The following is a 19512-nucleotide window of genomic DNA, read 5'->3' on the forward strand; positions in this document are numbered from 1 at the left end:
TGCTGTGGTCCGGTGGTGCGAGTGGTGCGGCGTCGAGGCGGACGATCCGGCCAGGTCGGCCCGTGCCCCTCCCGCTCCCGGTGAGCGCGGGGCGGGGCAGTCGTCGTGGTCGGGTCCGTACGACATGGGGCGAGCCCTGTCGCCCGCCGGCGTCTTCCCTGGTGAGGGGTGTCGCCGTGGCGTTCCTGCCCGCGCGGTCACGGACCGCTCTCGGACCGACCTCCATCGATCTTCACGAATTCTCCAGCAATACAACACAGTTACGAGACAGTCGCGCTATTCTTCGCGTGCCCCGCCGAATGGTCCAGACCATATCTAAGTGCGAGGGTTGCGCGCTATGCCCGTGACCGTCTCTTGTGACACCGCGATTCTGGGTCAACTCCCCAGCCGGACACCGCTCCTGGAGGGCACCATCAACGCTTCGCCCGCTTCGTTGACCGTCCCCGATCTGCTGGACTCCAGGGCCGCGGGCCGGCCCGACAGTATCGCCGTCCAGGTGCGCGGCGGCGGTTCCCTCACCTACGGCGCCTGGCGCGAGCGGGCCGTCCGGGCCGCCCGGGGCCTGGCGGAGGCGGGCGTGCGGCCCGGCGATCTGGTGGCCCTGCGCTTCGCCGACCTGGCCTGGGACCAGTACGCGGTCGCCTTCCTGGCCGTGCACTACGCGGGGGCGGCGGGGCTGCCGCTCCGCGCCGACCTGGCCGAGCCCGAAGCCGTACGCCTCGCCGAACTGTGCGGGGCGACGGCCCTGCTGCGCGGCGCCGAACTGCCCGGGCTCCCGGGCCTGTCCGATGTCGCGGAGCACACCCTCGCCGCCGTCGAGGCCGCCGCGCCGGGAGACGGCGAACCGCCCTTCAGGTCCGCGCCCGGCGACCCGGCCCAGGTGGTCGGCACCTCCGGAACCACCGGTGTGCCGAAGGGAGTCGTCGCCTCGCACGCCAATCTGACCGCAGGTCAGCGGCTCGACCCGCGCCCGCGCCCGTACGCCCACTCACGGCACTCCGTCCACGCCTTCCCGATCGGCACCAACGCGGGTCAGATGATGCTCCTGGGGGCTCTGACCGGCGCGCCCACCACCGTCGTCCTGCCGCGTTTCGACGCCGAGGAGTTCGGCCGGGCCGTGGAGGAGCTGCGGATCGGCACCGTCTTCCTGGTGCCCTCGATGGCCGTCGAACTGCTCAACTCCGGGGTGCCCGACCGCCGGGACCTCTCCAGCGTGCTGCTGCTCAGCTCCTCCGCCGCCGCCCTGCCGTCCCCCGTCGCCCGCGCGCTGACCGAGGCGCTGCCCAAGGCCACCGTGGTCAATGTGTACACCTCGGCCGAGGCGGTGCCCGCGCAGCTCTCCACGGTGGTCGACCTGTCCCGCCCCGGGTCGGTGGGCCGCCCGACCGACCCCCGGGACCTGCGCGTTCTCGACGCGTCGGGCGCGGCCCTGCCGATCGGCGAGGTCGGCGAGGTCTGGCTGCGCCAGCCGGGCCCGCAGCGCGGCTATGTCGGCGATCCCGCCGCCGGGGCCGCCGTCTTCCGCGACGGCTGGGTGCGGATGGGCGACCTCGGGCGGCTGGACGCGGACGGCTATCTGCATCTGGTGGACCGGGAGAGCGATGTCATCAAGTCCGGCGCGCTGAAGGTCTCCACCCTGCGGATCGAGGATGTGCTGCACGAGCACCCCGGGGTCGCCGACGCGGCGGCCCTCGGCGTACCGCACCCGGTGATGGGCGCGGTGCCGGTCGCCGTCGTGGTGCCCTCGGCCGAAGGGCTGGACCTCGACGCGCTGCGGCTCTTCCTCAGCACCCGGCTGAGCCGCGCCGAACTCCCGGTGCGGGTCCTGACCGCCGCCGACCTGCCGCGCAACGCCACCGGCAAGGTGCTCAAACACCGCCTCCGCCCGCTCTTCGACGCCCCGGCCCCCGCGCCGGACCCGTCGGCCGCCCCGGAGGCCCGACCGCCCGGCACCGCGACCGAGCTGCGGCTCGCGGAGCTGTGGGAGGAGGTGCTCGGGCGGCCGGCCCGCAGCGTGGCCGACGAGTTCTTCGCGCTCGGCGGCGACTCCTTCCGGGCCGTCCGGCTGGCGGCCGCCGTCTCGGAGCGGTTCGGGGTCGACGCCGGCTCCGCGCTGGTGTTCGGGCGTCCCTCGCTGCGGGCGCAGGCGGCCTGGCTGGAGGACGGCGCGCCGGGCGCCGTACCCACATCGGCCGGAGCGGATGGCGCGGACGACGTGAGCGACGCGGACGGCATGAGCGACGCGGGTGATGTAGGTGATGTGAGTGGTGCAGGTGGTGGGAGCGGCGCGGGTGGCGCGCACCCGATCCCGCCGTTCCTGCGCGCCCTGCGGGACCAGCCGCACGCCGTGCCGCTGACCGGACAGCAGGAGAACTTCCTGGACTGGATGGCCGAGGAGTCCGGGCGCGACGTCGGCGCCGTCACCGCGCTGTTCCGGGTGGCCGACCGGCTCGACCGGGAGGCCCTCGGCCGCGCCCTGACCGAGCTCGTCCGGCGCCACCCGTCCCTGCGCACCAGATTCGTACCGGTACCCGGCGGTGTCGCCGGGCTCGTCCGCACCGTCCTGGACGAGGAGCCCCGGGCGCGGATCACTCTGCTGGACGCGCCCGGCGCGAGCGACACGGAGGTGAACGCGCTGCTGATCGCCGAGCGGGACCGGCTCACCGACCTGGGCGAGGACCCGACGGCCCGGCTGCTGGTGGTCAGCCGCGGCCCCGAGGACCACATCGTCCTGCTGGCGGTCCACCACATGGTCGCCGACGGCTGGTCGATCGGCGTCCTGCTGCACGAACTGGGACTCTGCTACGACGCCCTGCGGCGCGGCCGGACCCCGCGGCCGCCCGAGCGGACCATGTCGTACCAGGACCTGGTGCGCTGGTCGAACTCCCGCTGGCCGGCCGGGCGACGGCACTTCGCCGCGGCGCTGAAGGGCGCGCCGTCCGCCCTCGATCCCTTCCCCGGCCGGCGCGCCGTCGACCAGGTGCACACCGTCGCGTACCCCTTCACCGTCGGGGCCGGTCCGGCCGGCCGGCTGCGGGAGCGGGCCGGACTGCTCGGGGTCACCCCCTTCATGGCCGTCGCCGCCCTGTGGAGCGGGCTGCTGTCGGCCCGCAGCGGCCGGTCGGACCTGGTGCTGATGACCCCGGTGCCCGGCAGGACCCGGCCCGAGGCGCAGCGGGCGGTCGGCTGTCTGGTGCAGTCCCTGCTGCTGAGGGTGGACTGCTCGGGCGGGCCCGGCTTCGCCGAGCTGGCCGAGCGGGTACGGCTGGCCGCCACCGGCGCGCTCGATCACCAGCTCTATCCGTACTCCGAGTTCAAGCCGTCGGTGGTGGCGTTCCCGGCCTGGCTGCGCTACGAGAGCTGGGCCGCCGACGCGCATCTGCCCGGGCTGCTCTGCGAACCCTGGGAGCTGCCGCGCGGGACCACCGTCCCCTGGCCGCTGCCCGGCGGTGATCTCGGGGTGCCGGAACTGACCGTCGTCGAACAACCGGACGCGACTCTGAACTGCTGGATCCAGTTCAACGCGCTGGCCTTCGACGAGGATCTGATCGCCGCCCTGGCCCAGGACTTCACCGACGCCGTGACCGACGCGGGTCGCTGAGCCACCGCCCTCCCCGCACCCGGCCCACCCCGGCCTCTCCCGATCCCTGGCATCTCCCGATTCCCGGCCCGTCCGACCCGCCTGCCCCGCCCGCTTCCGTTCCCCGGCCCTCTCCCGATCCCCGGCCCGTCCGACCCGCCAGGTCTCTCGCGATCGCCAGGGCCCTGCCCCGCCCTGCCCAGTCCCTCCCGCTCCCCGGGCCCCGGCCGCCCCGCCGGTCTGCCCCGAGCCCCGAGCCCCGAGTCCAGGCCCCCAGTCCCCGTCGACCCCGCCGTCCCCGTCGACCGTCCCGTACTCCCGCCTGCCCCGACGACCACCGCACCCCCGCCGGACGCGACCGCGCGGCCCTCGCCGGCCGACGAACCGCCCTGGCCGGACGCCCGCCTCGCCCCAGGACCATCGCTCTCCGCCCGCCCGATGCCGGACCGACTGAGGAATCCCTGTGATCAGCATCCCCGCCAACCCTGCCCAGCAGGGCATCTGGGTCAACGAGCGGCTCGCCCCGCTCGGCTCCGTCCACCACATGCCGTTCGCCGTGCGCTTCGAGGGGGCGCTGGACGAGCCGGCGCTGACCGCCGCCTGCGCCGATCTGGTGGCCCGGCAGCCCGCACTGGCCCTGACCGTACGGGAGGGCGACGGCAAGCCCGTGCTCGTCCCGGGCCCGGCACCAGAATTGACGATACGTCAGTCATCGCCGGAGCGGCTCGGCGCCGAGCTGGCCGAGCTGAGCGCCGCGCCGTTCGACCTCGCGGCGGGGCCGCCGGCCAGATTCACCCTGCTCCGCACCGACGACACCCACGCCACCTTGCTGGTGGTCGTGCACCACCTCGTCTTCGACGGCACCTCCACCGATGTGTTCCTGCGGGATCTCGCCGCCTGCTACGCCCATCGCACCGGCGCGGGCCCGGCCCCCTCCGCCGATGCCGATGCCGATGCCGTGGCCCCGCACACAGGCACAGGCACAGGCCCGGACCCCGATCCGCAGGCGCTGGCCGCCGCGAGCGTCCACTGGGCCGACCGCCCCCTGCCCGACTCCTCCGTACTCCTCCCCGGCCTGACCGGACGCCCGGACGGAGTCGGCCCCGGTGCCGCCGTGGCCTTCGACCTGGACCAGCGACTCCGTGCCGACCTCGCCGTCACCTCCGAGAAGCTCGGCGTCACCCTCTTCGAACTGCTGCTGACGGCCCTGCACACCCTGCTGCTGCGCTACGGCAACGAGCGCCCGGCGGTGGCCGTCGACCTCGGCACCCGAGCACCGGGGGACGCCGACCGGATCGGCGTCCACGTCAACGAGCTTCCCGTCGTCACCTCCCCCCGGCCCGGCATGTCCTTCGGGGAGTTCGCCCGCGAGGTGCGCGCCGAGCTGCGCGGCTGCTATCCGCACCGCGCGGTGCCGTTCGCCCGCGCCGTCCGAGGGCTGCGGCCCGGGGTGGCGCTCGCCCCGGTCTCGCTCACCTACCGCCGCCGGATCGCCCCGGTCGAGTTCGCGGGGGTGCGCACCGCCGTCGACTGGGTGCTCTTCCCCGGCACCGCGCGCGGCGCGCTGCGCGTGCACCTGGTGGACGGTCCGGACCGGCTCGGCGTCCTCCTCATGCACCGGACCGCGCTGCTCGCTCCCGACCGCGCCGAACGGATCGGCGCCCATCTGCGCCGGCTGCTCGCCGCGGTGACCACCGCCCCCGGCACCGCGCTCGCCGACCTTCCGCTGCTGGACGAGGCGGAGTCCGCCCCGCTGTACGGCCCCGACCCCGCCGCCGACGCGGCGGACGCCACCCTGCCCTCGCTGCTGGCCCGGTCCTTCGCCGCGCATCCCGAGCGGCCCGCCGTCACGGCGGGCGAACGCGCCTACAGCTACCGCGAGCTGTCCGAGGCGGCCTTCGGGCTGGCCGGACGGCTCGTGGACGCCGGGGTCACCCCGGGCACGGTGGTCGCGATCTGCGCCGAGCGCTCCCCGGAGATGCTCGCCGCGGTGCTCGCCGTCTCCCTGGCCGGAGGCGTCCATCTGCCGGTCGACCCCGCCTATCCGGCGGAGCGCGTCGCCTTCGTGCTCGCCGACGCGGGGGCCCCGGTCGCGCTGGCCCAGGGGCGCACCGCCGAACGGGTCGCCGGGCACGGGCTGACGCTGCTGCTGGACGAGGTGTTCGACCACCCGGCCGATGCCCCGGCCGACGGTTCGGGCGGTGCTACGGGCCACCGCGCCGGGACCGCCCCCGGGTCCTCGGCCGCCGCCCGCCGACTGCCCGACGTCACCCCGGACGACCTCGCGTATCTGATCTACACCTCGGGCTCCACCGGCCGCCCCAAGGGCGTCGAGGTCCCGCACCGGGCCCTGGCCCATCTGCTGCTCGCCTTCCGCGACCGGCTGTCCTCCGGTCCCGAGGACGTCTGGCTCGCCGTCACCTCGCTCTCCTTCGACATCTCGGCCCTGGAGCTGCTGCTGCCGCTGGTCACCGGCGGCCGGGTGGTGATCGCCGACGAGACGCAGGTCCGTGACGGCCGTGCGCTGACCGGCCTCGTCGAGCGGCACGCCGTCACCCATCTGCAGGCGACCCCGTCCGGCTGGCGGCTCATGCTGGACGCCGGGCTGAACGCCCCCGCCCTGACCGCGCTCAGCGGCGGCGAGGCGCTGCCGCCGCCGCTCGCCCGCCGGCTGCGCGAACGCGTCGGACGGCTCTGGAACGTCTACGGGCCGACCGAGACCACCGTCTGGTCCACCGCCGCCGAACTCCCCGCCGAGCCCGCCGAGGTGACCATCGGCCGGCCGATCGCGGGCACCGCCGCGCTGATCCTGGGCCCGGACTGCCGCCCCGTCCCCCACGGGGTCGTCGGCGAACTGGCCCTCGGCGGCGCGGGACTGGCCCGGGGCTACCGCGCCCGCCCCGACCTCACCGCCGAACGCTTCGTCACCGACCCCGGCACCGGATCGCGCTACTACCGCACCGGCGACCTCGCCCGGCTGCGCACCGACGGCGCCCTGGACTGCCTCGGCCGGCTCGACGACCAGGTCAAGCTGCGCGGCCACCGCATCGAACTGGGCGAGATCGAGGCCCGGCTCCAGGAACACCCCGCCGTGGCGGCGGCGGCCGTCGCCGTACGCGGCTCCGCCGACGATCCGGGCGGACAGATCCTCGCCGCCTACCCGGTCTGGCGGGCCGGCGTGCCCGTGCCCGACAGCTCCGAACTGCGGGCCTTCCTCGCCCTGACCCTGCCGGAGGTGATGCTGCCCGGCGTCTGCCACGCGCTCCCGCTGCTGCCGCTGACGCCGAACGGCAAGACCGACCGGCGGGCCCTGCCCGAACCGGTCCGCGAGCAGCGGCCGCCGACCGCCCCGGACGAGCCGGCCGACGCCGGGGCGGCGGACGAACCGTGGGACGAGCTGACCACCGAGGTGGCGGCCGTCTGGTGCGAGGTCATGGGACTGCCCGCCATCGGCCTGTACGACGATGTGTTCGACCTCGGGGCGCACTCCCTGACGATCACCCAGGTCGCGGCACGGATCCGCCGGCGTCTCGGCGTCGAGGTCCCCCTGGAGGTGTTCTACGAGGAGCCCACGGTGGCCGCCGTCGCGGACGCCGTCACCCTCGAACTGCTGGCCCAGGAGAGCTGATGGAACGCGTCGACCACCCCGCGCCCCCGGCCGCGCTCCCCACCCCTCCGGCTCCCCCCACCCCTTCCACCACCCCTCCCGCCTCCTCCGCCCCTCCGTCCCCAGGGCCGTCCCCCGCGCCGTCCCGCGCCCGCGTCGTCCGCCGCCCCCGCCCCGCGCTCACCGAGGAGCAGCGCGCCCTGCTCGCCCGCCGGCTGCGCGAGCGCACGGCCGACAGCCGGCGGACCCCGACGATCCCGGCCCGTCCGGCCGACGAACCCGTACCGCTCTCCCTCGCCCAGGAACGGCTGTGGTTCGTCGAGCAGCTGACCCCGGGCACGGCCGCCTATGTACTGCCCACCGCCGGACGGCTGCGCGGCCCGCTGCGGCCCGAGCCGCTGGCCGAGGCGCTCCGCCTGGTCGCCGTCCGGCACGCCGCGCTGCGCGCCGCCTTCCCCGCCGACGAGGAGGGCGCGCCCCGGGTGCGCATCGCCCCCGCCGCCGGATTCACCGTGCCGTGGGAGCTGCGCGAGCTGACCGGGCTGCCCGCCGGGGCGCGGGAGGACGCCGCCCGCGCGATGGTCGAGGCCGAGGTCGCCCGGCCGTTCGACGTGGCGGAAGGGCCGCTGCTGCGCGCCCTGCTGCTGCGGCTGGACGCCGAGGACCATGTGCTGGTGATCTGCCAGCACCACCTGGTCGGCGACGGCTGGTCCGCCGGGGTGCTGCTGGACGAACTGCTCTCCGGTTACGAGGCGCTGGCGGCCGGCGACCGGCCCGCGCCGCCCGCCCTTCCGCTGGCCTACGGCGACTTCGCGCACTGGCAGCGTGAGCGCCAGGAGCTGCCGGGGGCCGCCGCCGACCTGCGGTACTGGCGCGACGCGATGGCCGGGGCGCCACCGCTGGACCTGCCCACCGACCGGCCCCGGCCCGCCGCGCCGGGCCCCGGCGGCGCGACCTTCACCCTCCGGCTCGACCCGTCGGCGTACCGGGCCGCCCGCACGCTGTCCCGCGCTCATGGAGCCACCCTCTACATGACCCTGCTGGCCGCCTTCCAGGTGGTCCTGGGGCGCTGGACCGGACAGTCGGACTTCGCCGTCGGCACCCCGTTCGCGGGTCGGCGGACGGAGGAGACCGAGGGGCTGATCGGCCTGTTCAGCACCATGCTGCCGCTCCGGGCCGACCTGAGCCCGCCGACGGACGACGGCGGGAGCGAAGCCGGGACCGGGACCGGGACCGGGACCGGGACCGGGACCGAGGCCCGAGCCGGAGCCGGAGCCCGAGCCGGAGCCCGCGTCGTGACCGGAGCAGGGGAAGGACCCGGGACCGGGTTCGTCGCCGGTGCGCGGTACGGGGCCGAGGGTCCCGCCGCCCCCGACTTCGCCACCGTCCTCGCCCGGGTCCGCACCGCCGCGCTCGGCGCCCAGCAGCACCAGGAGACGCCGTTCGAGCGGCTGGTCGAGGCGCTGGACCTGCCGCGCGACCTCGGCCGACCGCCGCTCTTCCAGGTCTCCTTCGCGCTCCAGAACCACCGCGCGCAGGAGTTCAGCCCCCGCGACCTGGAGTGGCGCACCTTCCCCTTCGAGGGCAGCGCCGTCCACCTCGACCTCGGTCTGTACTGCACCGAGACCGACGGCGGTCTCGACGCCTTCCTGACCTACCGCACCGATCTGTGGGACGCCGCCACCGTCGCCCGGCTCGCCGGACACTGGGAGCGCGTGATCGGCGCGGCCGCCGCCGACCCGTACGCGCCCGTCGACACCCTGGACCTGCTGACGCCCGCCGAGCGCCACCAGCTCCTCCACGGGTGGAACGACTCCGGGACCGCCGTGCCGACGGCCGCCACCCTCGCCGAGGCGGTCGCCGCGCAGATCGACCGCACCCCTCACGAGACCGCCCTCGTCCACCGGGGCGAGACGCTGTCCTACGCCGAACTCGGCCGGCGGGTCCACCGGCTGGCCCATGTGCTGCGCGCCGCCGGGGCCGGGCCCGACGCCCTCGTCGGCGTCTGTCTGGACCAGGGGCTCGACCAGGCCGTCGCCCTGCTCGCGGTCCTCGCGTCGGGTGCGGCGTACGTTCCGCTGGACCCGGAGCAGCCGCGCGAGCGCCTGGGCCACATGCTGACCGACTCCGCGCCGGTCGTGCTGATCACCAGCCGCGCCCACCGCGCCCTGCTCACCGGCTCCGAGGCCCCGGTCCTGCTGCTGGAGGAGCTGGGGGAGCGGCTCGCCGCCGTACCCGACACTCCGCCGGACGGCGGAGCGGGACCGGACCACCTGGCCTATGTGATCTACACCTCGGGCTCCACCGGCACCCCCAAGGGCGTCGCCGTCCAGCACCGCCAGGTCCTCACCTATCTCGCCGGGGTGCGGCGGCGGTTCGCCGAGGCCGGGCTGCCGGACGGCGCGCGCTATGTCCTGCTCCAGTCACTGGCCTTCGACTTCGGCCTGACCACGCTCTATCTCTCGCTCACCACCGGCGGCCGGCTGGATCTGCTCGCCCCGCGCACCCCGGGCCCCGAGCTGGCGGCCCACCTGGCCGAGCAGCGCGTCGACTGCGTCAAGCTCACCCCCTCCCATCTGGCCGCGCTGAGCACCGAGGTGGACGATCCGGCGGAGCTGCTGCCGCGTCGGCTGCTGATCCTCGGCGGGGAGGCCTCCGGCTGGGAGTGGAGCCGCCGGCTCGCCGAGACCGCCGCCCGCACCGGCTGCCGGGTGATCAATCACTACGGTCCGACCGAGGCCACCGTCGGCGTCACCACGCATGTGATCGACCCGGACGCGCCCGCCGCCGGGCCGACCACCCCCATCGGCCGGCCGCTGCCGGGGGCCCGGATCTACCTGCTCGACGCCCATCTGTCGCCGGTGCCCGCCGGAGTCCCCGGCGAACTCTGGATCGGCGGGGACCGGCTGGCGCGCGGCTATCTCGGACTGCCCGAACTGACGGCCGAACGCTTCCGCGTCGATCCTTTCGCCGGCCCCGGGCCGGACGCCGACCACCAGCCGGACGGAGATCCCGGGCCGGACGGAGACGCCGGAGCGGACGGAGGCGGCGGCTCGCACGGAGAAGCCGGTCCGCACGGAGGCGCAGGGGAACGCGGCCCCGCCCGGATGTACCGCACCGGCGACCTCGCCCGCCGCCGCGCCGACGGCGTCGTGGAGTTCCTCGGGCGCGGCGACGACCAGGTGAAGATCCGCGGCTATCGGGTCGAACTGGGCGAGGTCGAAGCCCACTTGGCCAGGCTGCCCGGGGTCGCCCAGGCCGTCGCCGCCGCGCGCGGCCCGGCCGGGGAGCTCGTACTCGTCGGCTATCTGGTGCCCGCCGAGGAGACCGCGCCGCCTCCCGTCGCCGAACTGCGCCGACTGCTCGCCGAGAAGCTGCCGGACTATCTCGTACCCTCCCGGTTCGTCCTCCTCCCCGAGCTGCCCCGGCAGGCCCACGGCAAGGTCGACCGGCGCGCCCTGCCCGAACCCGGCGGGGCCGCCGGTCCCGGCGAGGGAGCCGCGTACGTCGCGCCGAGCACCGAGACCGAGAAGGCCGTCGCCGGTCTCTGGGCCGAACTGCTCGGCAGGGAACGGATCGGCGCACGGGACGACTTCTTCGACCTCGGCGGACACTCCCTGCTGGCCATGCGGATGGTGGCCGCGCTGCGCCGGCTGCTCGGCCCGCGGGCAGGGATCACGCTGATGGACGTCTTCCAGGAGCGCACCGTGGCCGCGCTCGCCGCCCTCGCGGACCGCTCCGAGTCCGAACGCGGCCCGCGCCGACTGCTCCATGAACTGACGCCACGTCAAGCTCCGGGCGACGTCAGCCTGTCGCTGGTCTGTCTGCCGTACGGCGGCGGCAGCGCGGTGGTCTACCAGCCGCTCGCCGACGCCCTCCCCGCCGGGGTGGCCCTGCACGCCGTCGCCGTCCCCGGACACGACCTCGGCATGTCCGAGGAGTCGCTGCCGCTGGAGGAGGTCGCCCGGCGCTGCGCCGAGGAGGTGCTCGCCGGGGTCCCGGGACCGGTCGCGGTGTACGGGCACTGCGGGGTGGGCGCGGCGCTCGCCGTCGAGCTGGCCCGCCGCCTCGCCGCCGCCGGACGCGAGCCCGCCGCCGTCTATCTGGGCGGGATCTTCCCGTTCGCCCGGCCGACCGAGGGCCTGCTCGGTCTCCTCTCGCGGTTCTCCGCGCTCGACCGGCGGCGCAGCGGACGGCTCCATCTGAACTGGCTCCGCTCGATGGGCGCGGACCTGGAGGGGCTGGAGCCGGAGCAGCTGAACACCATCGTCCACAATGTCCGCGAGGACTCCCGGGCCGCCGAGGCGTACTTCACCGAGCGGCTGGCCGAGCCCGCCGCCGGGCTGTCGTCGCCGGTCGTCTCGGTGATCGGCTCTGCCGACCCCGGCACCGAGTTCCACCGTGAGCGGTTCCGGGAGTGGGGCTTCCTCGGCGACACCACCGCCGTGGCCGTGCTGGACGAGGGCGGCCACTACTTCCTGAAGCACCGGGCGGCCGAGCTGGCCGAGATCGTCACCGTCGTCCACCCGGCTCTCGCCGGCGGGGACGCGGACGAGCTGGTGCGCGAGCGGCGGCCCGAGCGGGCGACCTGGTGGCTGGACGGGGTGCACCGCGAGTCCGCCGCCGAGGCTCCGGCCGAGGCCCCGCGCACCCGGCGCGACACCCGGCGGTTCGTGGCGGTGGCCGCCTCACAGCTGATCTCGCAGACCGGCTCCGCGCTGACCGAGTTCGCCCTGCCGCTGTGGATCTATCTCTCGACCGACTCGGTCGCCTGGTTCGGGCTCTTCGCGGTCCTCGGCATCGTGCCGGGGCTGCTCGCGGCCCCGGTCCTCGGCGGTCTCGTCGACCGGATCGACCGGCGGCGGGTGATGCTGATCTCGACCGCCGTCTGCGGCACGTCGGAGGCGGTGCTCGCCCTGCTGCACTTGTTCGGCGCTCTGCGCCCCTGGCACGTCGGGGTGCTGATGGCGATCCTCTCCGTCTCGCTCACGGGGCAGCGGCTCGCCTTCCAGTCGGCGATCCCGCAGCTCGTGCCCAAGCGCTACCTCGGCCACGCGAACGGCGCGGTCCAGGTCTCCGGCGGCATCGCCCAGGTGATCGCCCCGCTCGCGGCGGTCGGCATGCTGGCGGCGATCGGCCTGGGCGGGGTCCTGCTGCTGGACGTCGTCAGCTACGCGGCGGCGGCCACCGTCCTGCTGATCGTGCGCTTCCCCCGGACCCTGCCGTCCCGGCGGCGGGAGACCCTGCGACAGGAGATCGTGGCCGGGTTCCGCCTGGTCGTCGGGCAGCGCGGGTTCCGGGCGATGCTGGTCTTCTTCGCCGTGCTCAATCTCTTCCTGCCGGTGCTCTTCCAGCTGGTCCCGCCCCTTGTGCTGGGCTTCTCCAGCCTCGGCTCGGTGGCCACGGTGTCGCTGGCCGGCGGTGTGGGCGCGGTGGTCGGCGGGCTCGCCATGGGCGTCTGGGGCGGTCCGCGCCGCCGCCGGATGCGCGGCATGCTGCTCCTGGTGCCGGTGCTGGCGCTCTTCTGCGTGCTGACCGGTCTGCGCCCCGATCTGCTGGTGGTCGGCACCGGGGTCTTCGGGATGTCGGCGTCGCTCTCGCTGCTCAACGGGATCTATCTGACCATCGTCCAGGTGAAGGTCCCGCAGCGGTTCCACGGGCGGGTGATGGCCCTGAACCAGCTGGTCGCCTGGTCCACCCTGCCGATCGGCTATCTGCTGATCGCCCCGCTCGGCAGCCGGTTCCTGGAGCCGCTGATGGCTCCGGGCGGCGGTCTGGCCGACACGGCGGGGGCCCTGCTGGGGACGGGCTCCGGCCGGGGCATCGGCCTGCTCTATCTGCTGCTCGGGGCCGCGATCCTGGTCCTCGGCGCGGTGTCGCTGCGGATGCGGGCGCTGTCCCGGTTCGACACGGACGTGCCGGATGCGCAGGCGGACGATCTGGTCGGGCTGGCGGCGCTCGCCACCGAGCGAGCAGAGCGAGCCGATCACCCCGACCGCGCCGATCACCCCGACCGCCCCGGGCGCTCCGGGCGCTCCGGCGACTGTGCCGATACGGACGGCTCCGACCGCGCCGGGCGGCCCGAGGACCATGCCGAGCGGCCCGACCGGCCGGAACAACCGGCTCGGGTGTGACCGAAGGGGGCGGCGGCGCACGGGCGCCGCCGCCCCCTCGGGGCACCCCTTGCATGATCAAAGTTCCATGGGGTTAGCATATGAGCGCCGCCTAGCTCGAAAGAGAATCCTGTGACTGTCAACGAGGACTCGTTCACCAACTGGAAGAACCGCGAGGAGATCGCGGAGTCGATGATCCCGATCATCGGGAAGATGCACCGGGAGCAGGACGTCACGATCCTTCTCCACAGCCGTTCCCTGGTGAACAAGTCGGTGGTCAGCATCCTCAAGACCCACCGCTTCGCCCGGCAGATCGCCGGTGAGGAACTCTCGGTCACCGAGACGCTGCCGTTCCTCCAGGCCCTCACGACGCTCGATCTCGGCCCGTCCCAGATCGACCTCGGCATGCTCGCCGCGACCTACCGGTCCGACGACCGGGGACTCTCGGTGGCGGAGTTCACCGCCGAGGCCGTCGCCGGCGCCACGGGCGACAACAAGATCGAGCGCCGCGAGTCGCGCGACGTCGTCCTCTACGGCTTCGGCCGCATCGGCCGGCTCGTCGCCCGTCTGCTCATCGAGAAGGCCGGCTCCGGCAACGGACTGCGGCTGCGCGCCATCGTCGTCCGCCAGGGCGGCGAGCAGGACATCGTCAAGCGCGCCTCGCTGCTGCGCCGTGATTCGATCCACGGGCAGTTCCAGGGCACCATCACCGTCGACGAGGCGAAGAGCACGATCATCGCCAACGGCAACGAGATCAAGGTGATCTACGCCAACGACCCGTCGGAGGTCGACTACACGGCGTACGGCATCAAGAACGCCATCCTCATCGACAACACCGGCAAGTGGCGTGACCGCGCCGGCCTGTCGAAGCACCTCCGCCCCGGCGTCGACAAGGTCGTCCTGACCGCGCCGGGCAAGGGCGACGTCCCCAACATCGTGCACGGCGTCAACCACGACATGATCAAGCCGGACGAGCAGATCCTGTCCTGCGCCTCCTGCACCACCAACGCGATCGTCCCGCCGCTGAAGGCGATGGCGGACGAGTACGGCGTGCTGCGCGGTCATGTGGAGACCGTCCACTCGTTCACCAACGACCAGAACCTGCTGGACAACTACCACTCGTCCGACCGCAGGGGCCGCTCGGCGCCGCTCAACATGGTCATCACCGAGACCGGCGCGGCCGCCGCCGTCGCCAAGGCGCTGCCCGATCTCGACGCGAGGATCACCGGCAGCTCGATCCGCGTCCCGGTGCCGGACGTCTCGATCGCCATCCTCAGCCTGCGGCTGGGCCGCGAGACCACCCGTGAGGAGGTCGTCGACTACCTCCGCAAGGTATCGCTGACCTCGCCGCTCAAGCGCCAGATCGACTTCACCAGCGCCCCCGACGCGGTCTCCAGCGACTTCATCGGCTCGCGCCACGCCTCGATCGTCGACGCCGGAGCCACCAAGGTCGAGGGCGACGACGCGATCCTCTACCTCTGGTACGACAACGAGTTCGGCTACTCCTGCCAGGTCATCCGGGTCGTCCAGCACGTGTCGGGCGTCGAGTACCCGACGTACCCGATGTCGGCGGTCTGATCCCGGCGCTCCGTCCGGCCCGGTGAGGTGAGGGCGGGGTCGATCCTCAATGGGACCGGCCCCGCCCCCGCCCACGGTCGTAATGGTCCGGCCGTCAGTGCGTCCGCCGATACGGGAGCGATCCGGGCCCGGGGGCCGCGCCCGCCTCCGCGCGCCGCCGTCACCCGTCGGACCGGCCCGGCACGAGAAGCGACCGCAGTACGCCGGAACGCCGGCGCTCCCCGGGGAACGACGGCCGTCGCGCGGGCATCAGCGGGGGATCGCGCGGCCTCCGCGGCTTCGCGGGCCCGGCGGCGGCCCCCTCGCGGATCCGGTAGCCGGCGCTCGGAACGGCCCCACGGCCACCACCTCGTACTCCGCCGACGACCGCGGACCTGCGAAGCTGGTCACCATGAACCTCACCGCCGTGCTGTTCGACGTCGATGGTGTGCTGATCGACTCCACCGCCGCCCACCGGCGTGACGCGGACGAACTGCGCCACGCGGACGCCGTGGCGTCCGCGTCGGCGGAACTGGAACCCCGTCTCCCGCTCCCGCGCCGGGACTCCGGCGGGACCGCGCCCGGGCGGCGGCAGCGGTGACGGCCTCCGGCCTGTCGCGCGGCGCGCGCCTCACCGCCCACGGCGCGGTCTCCACCTCCCTGGCCCTCCACGGCGATCACGCGCTGCGTGAACTCGTCGACGCGGCCCAGCCGATCGGATCCGGCATCGGCGGGACATCGGCCCTGCTGGAGATCGACGGCACCCCGGTCTTCGTGAAGCGCGTGCCCCTGACCGACCTGGAGCGGCGACCGGAGCACATCCGCTCCACGGCGAATCTCTTCGAGCTGCCCGTCCACTGCCAGTACGGCGTCGGCGCGATCGGCGGACCGGGCTTCGGGGCCTGGCGAGAGCTGGCCGTGCACACCATGACGACGAACTGGGTGCTCGCGGGGGAGTACGAGGGCTTCCCCCTGATGCACCACTGGCGGGTGCTGCCGGACTCGGCGCCCCTGCCCGGCGAACTCGCCGACATCGAACGGGCCGTGGCCTACTGGGGCGGCGGATCAGGGGTACGCCGCCGGATCGAGGCCCTCCGGGACTCCTCGGCGAGCGTCGCGCTGTTCCTGGAGTACATCCCGCGCAATCTGCACCAGTGGCTGGGCGACCGTGTCGAGGCGGGCGACGAGGCCGTCGACCGGGCCTGCGCCATGGTGGAGCGGGAGCTGGCGGCCGGCGTCTCCTTCATGAACGCCCGCGGACTCCTCCACTTCGACGCGCACTTCGAGAACATCCTGACCGACGGCCGCCGCCTCTACTTCGCGGACTACGGCCTCGCCGTCTCCTCCCGCTTCGAACTGTCCCCCGACCACGCCGACTTCCTCCGGCGGCATCAGGACTACGACCGTGGCTACGCCGCCTTCTACCTGGTCAACTGGCTGGTCACCGGCTTGTACGGGTATGTGGGAGCGGACCGGGAGGAGCGGGTGCGCGCCTATGCCCGGGGCGAGCGGCCCGAGGGAGTCCCGGCGGCCGCGGCGGCCGTCCTCGCCCGCCACGCGCCGCTCGCCGCCGTGATGGCGGACTTCTTCCACGGCTTCCGGCACGGGAGCAGACAGACCCCGTACCCGCTGGAGGAGATCCGCCGACTCGACCGCCCCGCCGGGGCGTCCGCGGACTGAGGCCCCGCGCGAGGGGAGCACGTGATCAGCCGGAGGCCGCCGGGCCGGAACCGGCTCCGCCGCCACGGCGGTAGTAGTCGGCGAGCGCGCCGAACGCGGCCTTCGGCTCCCAGGGCAGATCGGGGTAGGCGGTGCCCCGGCCGTCCTCCAGCACCTTGACCACGCCGTAGCTGGCCCGGTCGAGATCGTCGCGCGAGGAGCCCCGGTGCGGCAGGTCGTAGCGCGCGAAGGTGTTCACGAACGCGGTGTCGACGCCCTCGGCGTTGAACACGTCGAGCAGCTCGCGCAGATGGGCGGCCTGTTCGTCCTCGTCCCGGGGGTGGTCGCCGGTCAGCCCGACCGGCCTTCCGTCGTCGCCCCATTCGACGATCATCTCCCCGCGGCCGCCCTTGTCGGAGGCGCCGCGGTGGGTGGTGCAGCCGAACTCGGTGATCGCGACGGGCTTGCCCTGGGCGACCAGGGCGCGGACGCCGTCGCGGAAGCGGTCCGCGAACTCCGAGGCCCGGTAGCCGCCGTCGGTCGAGACGATGTCGAAGGGCGTCCAGTCCACGCCCTCGAACGGCAGTGAGGCATAGCTGACCCGTCCGCCGAACCGCTCGCGGACGACGGCGACCGCCCGCCCGAGGAACTCGTTGACGCGGTCCGGCAGCGCGGGAAGCTCCTCGCGCAGCCGGACGGGGTCGGAGAGCAGGGCCAGGCGTTCGGCGAGGGAGTCGCCGGGCAGGAACCCGACGGTGAACACGCTCAGCTCGGATCCGGTGAGGAACACGACCTCGGCGCCGCTCCGGCGCAGCCGCTCCGCCCGTTCGGCGCAGTCGGCGAGGAGGTCGAGCAGTGCGTCGGCGGTCAGGTCGCAGGTGAAGGGGGAGAACCAGACCTCCAGGCCCGCGTCGGCCGCACGGCTCGCGGCGATCTCCAGACGGTCCGGTTCGCCGCCGGTGACGCGCACCGCGTCGCAGTGCAGATCGTCGCGGATGACGCGCATCTCGCGCCGCACGGCCACGGGGTCGAAGGGCTCCCGGGTGCTCACCCCTGCGGGATTGATGAAGCCGGTGTCATAGGTGATGCCGTTGCCGCGCATACGCCGCCGCCTCTCACTCCGTCGATATACGGTACGCACCGTACCCTATGAATCGGAGTCGCTCACCCTGTCGTGAACGGCGCGGAGTACGATGCGTACCCATATGGAAGGGAAACGGGCTGACGCTCCGTCGAGACGGCGCGGGGCCGCGCTGGAAGAGGCGATCCTGCGCGCCGCGGCCGAGGTGCTCGTCGAATCCGGCTACCCCGGGCTCACCATGGACAAGGTCGCCCGGCGGGCCGGCACCAACAAGAACGCCATCTACCGCCGATGGCCCCACCGCGCCGCGCTCGGCATCGCCGCGTACAGCCGACTGGCCACGGCGGACACGCGGTCGCCGGACACCGGCGAACTCCGCGGCGACGTCCTGGAACTGCTGCGCCGCGCCAACCGCAACTGGTCCTCACCGCACGGTGAGATCCTCCGGAGTCTGCTGTCGAGCGCCGCCGACGAGCCGGAGCTGCTGGCACAGCTGCGCGAGCACGCGGGCGACGGCGGATCCGCGATGTGGCTCACCGTCCTGGAGCGCGCCGTCGATCGCGGCGAGGCCCCGCCCGAAGCCCTGCACCCCCGGGTCGCCGCCGTGGCCGTCGTGCTGCTGCGCAACGAGTTCGTCACCCGAGGCGTCCCCTCCGCTCCCGACAGCGTCCTCGTGGACATCGTCGACGAGGTCTATCTGCCGCTGATCCGCGGCCGGGGCCGCGGCCCGGCCCTGAGCTGACCCTCGTCCGACTGCCGACTGCCGACTGCCGACTGCCGACTGCCGCGCACCCGGGCCCTGTCGCCCCGACGGCCCTCGCGCCGACCGTCACAGGGTCCGGTGGGCCGGGTCGGTCGGCGGGACGGCGGTTCGCGGCGGGGGAGCGGGGGAGTTCAGAGGCGGATCCGGGCGGCTATCGGGAGATGGTCGCTCCCCGTTTCCGGCAGGGCCCAGACGCGCGTGGCCGTCGCGCCCCGCGTCAGTATCTGGTCGATCCGGGCCAGCGGCACGGCGGCCGGCCAGCTGAACGCGACACCCGAACGCGGCGGGTCCAGCCGCGCGAACACCGGGCGCAGACCCCGGTCGTCCACCGTGCTGTTGAGATCCCCCAGCAGAACCACCCGGTCCAGCGGCTCCGCCGCCACCGCCGCGCCGAGCAGGGCGGCGCTCTCGTCCCGCCACGCCGAACGGAATCCCTCGCTCGGGCTGAGACGCACCGAGGGCAGATGGACCGCGTAGACGGCTGTCTCGCCCCAGGGCGTGACAGCCGTCGCCCTCATCCCCCGGTCCCAGCCCTCCCCGACGCCCCTCGGTCTGATGTCCACGCGCTCCACGGCGTGGAGGGGATATCTGGACCAGATGCCGACCGTGCCCCTGACCTCCTGATACGGATACTCCGGAGCCAGTACGGCCGAGTACGCCGGCAGGGCGGACGGCGTCAGCTCCTGCAGGGCGACCAGATCGGCCCGAGCCGCGAGCAGCTTCCGCGCCGTCCCCGACGGATCAGGGTTCTCGTCGCTCACATTGTGCTGGAGCGCGGTGAGGTCGTACTCGGCGGATCCGGAGGGCGGCAGCAGCAGACCGCCGAAGAGACCGAACCACGCCGCCGTCGGCAGCAGGAGCACCGGCAGCACCACGAGCGCGCGGCGTATCAGCGCCAGGGCCGCCAGGAGGGGAACGGCCGCCCCGAGCCAGGGCAGAAACGTCTCCAGAAGACTGCCCGGCCGTCCGAATCGATTGGGCACGACGGAGGGGAACAGCAGCAGCACGGCCACCAGCACGGCCGCCGGCGCGAGAACGCGCCCCCGCTTCCCCCGCCCGAACGGCAGCCCGCGAATCCGCGCGCCCCGCCCCTCCCGTACCCCGGTCTCCGCCCGCTCCACCACGCGTTCCACCTGTTCCGCCACGAGTCAC

Annotated in this window: 9 protein-coding genes; 7 read left to right on the forward strand and 2 right to left on the reverse strand. The window is 74.3% G+C overall.

The features are described from left to right. Positions 1-337: 337 nt before the first annotated feature. From ACF089_RS28660 to ACF089_RS28685, 6 genes are all read left to right on the forward strand, one after another. Positions 338-3601, forward strand: coding sequence for an AMP-binding protein (locus ACF089_RS28660; protein WP_392032534.1), 3264 nt, complete (start codon positions 338-340; stop codon positions 3599-3601). A gap of 442 nt (positions 3602-4043) precedes the next feature. Beyond that, complete coding sequence (locus tag ACF089_RS28665; RefSeq protein WP_392032536.1) at positions 4044-7208, forward strand: amino acid adenylation domain-containing protein; 3165 nt, start codon at positions 4044-4046, stop codon at positions 7206-7208. Further along, positions 7208-13321, forward strand: a complete 6114-nt coding sequence (locus ACF089_RS28670; protein WP_392032539.1) for an amino acid adenylation domain-containing protein — start codon at positions 7208-7210, stop codon at positions 13319-13321. The genes ACF089_RS28665 and ACF089_RS28670 overlap by 1 nt, the downstream gene beginning before the upstream one ends. A 111-nt stretch (positions 13322-13432) precedes the next feature. Beyond that, positions 13433-14878 (forward strand): glyceraldehyde-3-phosphate dehydrogenase, encoded by a 1446-nt coding sequence (locus ACF089_RS28675; RefSeq protein ID WP_392032542.1) that lies wholly within the window; start codon positions 13433-13435, stop codon positions 14876-14878. Positions 14879-15269: 391 nt separating this feature from the next. Next, the gene (locus ACF089_RS28680) at positions 15270-15458 is read left to right on the forward strand and encodes a hypothetical protein (RefSeq protein ID WP_392032545.1); all 189 of its coding nucleotides are present in this window, start codon (positions 15270-15272) and stop codon (positions 15456-15458) included. A gap of 11 nt (positions 15459-15469) precedes the next feature. Next, positions 15470-16537 (forward strand): protein kinase family protein, encoded by a 1068-nt coding sequence (locus tag ACF089_RS28685; RefSeq protein WP_392032764.1) that lies wholly within the window; start codon positions 15470-15472, stop codon positions 16535-16537. Positions 16538-16562: 25 nt separating this feature from the next. Here ACF089_RS28685 and ACF089_RS28690 read toward each other — a convergent pair whose 3' ends face one another. Beyond that, entirely contained in the window at positions 16563-17618 is a 1056-nt protein-coding gene (locus ACF089_RS28690; RefSeq protein ID WP_392032548.1) for a hypothetical protein, read from the reverse strand. A gap of 103 nt (positions 17619-17721) precedes the next feature. On the opposite strand from ACF089_RS28690, the gene ACF089_RS28695 reads away from it, so the two are divergent. Then, complete coding sequence (locus tag ACF089_RS28695; RefSeq protein ID WP_392032551.1) at positions 17722-18339, forward strand: TetR/AcrR family transcriptional regulator; 618 nt, start codon at positions 17722-17724, stop codon at positions 18337-18339. A gap of 152 nt (positions 18340-18491) precedes the next feature. Here ACF089_RS28695 and ACF089_RS28700 read toward each other — a convergent pair whose 3' ends face one another. Then, the gene (locus tag ACF089_RS28700; RefSeq protein WP_392032768.1) at positions 18492-19436 is read right to left on the reverse strand and encodes an endonuclease/exonuclease/phosphatase family protein; all 945 of its coding nucleotides are present in this window, start codon (positions 19434-19436) and stop codon (positions 18492-18494) included. Between the last annotated feature and the right edge of the window lie 76 nt (positions 19437-19512).

The sequence above is a fragment of the Streptomyces sp. NPDC014894 genome (assembly GCF_043080985.1).
Lineage (GTDB): Bacteria > Actinomycetota > Actinomycetes > Streptomycetales > Streptomycetaceae > Streptomyces.

What these genes read in the sequence shown, in the direction of transcription:
- ACF089_RS28660 (WP_392032534.1), top strand. Translation starts at nt 338, where the DNA reads ATGCCCGTGACCGTCTCTTGTGACACCGCGATTCTGGGTCAACTCCCC.
- ACF089_RS28670 (WP_392032539.1), top strand. Translation starts at nt 7,208, where the DNA reads ATGGAACGCGTCGACCACCCCGCGCCCCCGGCCGCGCTCCCCACCCCT.
- ACF089_RS28680 (WP_392032545.1), top strand. Translation starts at nt 15,270, where the DNA reads ATGAACCTCACCGCCGTGCTGTTCGACGTCGATGGTGTGCTGATCGAC.
- ACF089_RS28690 (WP_392032548.1), bottom strand. Translation starts at nt 17,618, where the DNA reads ATGCGCGGCAACGGCATCACCTATGACACCGGCTTCATCAATCCCGCA.
- ACF089_RS28695 (WP_392032551.1), top strand. Translation starts at nt 17,722, where the DNA reads ATGGAAGGGAAACGGGCTGACGCTCCGTCGAGACGGCGCGGGGCCGCG.